This window comes from Paraburkholderia sp. BR14374, assembly GCF_040948685.1.
Lineage (GTDB): Bacteria > Pseudomonadota > Gammaproteobacteria > Burkholderiales > Burkholderiaceae > Paraburkholderia > Paraburkholderia youngii.
In genome coordinates, this window is the sequence record NZ_JBFPKF010000127.1 from 1 (window position 1) to 655 (window position 655).

The 655-nt window shown below is 58.3% G+C and carries 1 protein-coding gene; it reads left to right on the forward strand.

The window, feature by feature from the left end:
- Nucleotides 1-519 (forward strand): VOC family protein (locus AB3X86_RS38335; protein WP_368599909.1); only part of this gene is annotated, 519 nt, incomplete at its 5' end.
- Nucleotides 520-655: the final 136 nt, after the last annotated feature.

Genomic DNA, 655 nt, shown 5'->3' on the forward strand with positions numbered 1-655 from the left:
GGCAAAACGCCCGCGTGCAATGCCCGCAAGGGCCAAAAAGCCAAAGGGGACGGTCGGCTTCACGACCTGAACACCTCTATATCGCAGACACGTCGCAAATTCAGCGGCTTGTTCAGCGTAGCCTTAAGGAATATCATGACTGTCTACACTCACGTCACCGTTGGCACGAACGACCTCGAGAAGGCGCGCTCCTTTTACGACGCCGTGCTGGGCGAAATCCGTCTGAAGCGCGTCGCCGACCTCGACAACAACGGCTCGATTTGGGGCGATAACGCTCCGTCGTTCTTCGTTCTGAAGCCGGCGAACGGTCAACCGGCAACGGTCGGTAACGGCGTCACCGTCTCGTTCGAGGCTCCAAACCGTGCGTCGGTCGACGCGCTCCACAAGACGGCTCTGGCTCAAGGTGGCAAGTGCGAAGGTGCCGCCGGTCCGCGTGGCTGGGCGCCGAATGCATACGCTGCCTATGCCCGCGACCCCGACCGCAACAAGCTGGCGGTGTATTGCTTCAAGCCGGAATAAATAAGCAAGTCTAACAGGCTGTTGAAATACCCCTCGCTGGCGAGCAGCACTTCATTTCAATGAGTCGCTGCGCCGGTTTGGTTGATGTCGATTTGATACTCGAAGTCTTTCATTCAGGTGGGGCCAATGCCATCTC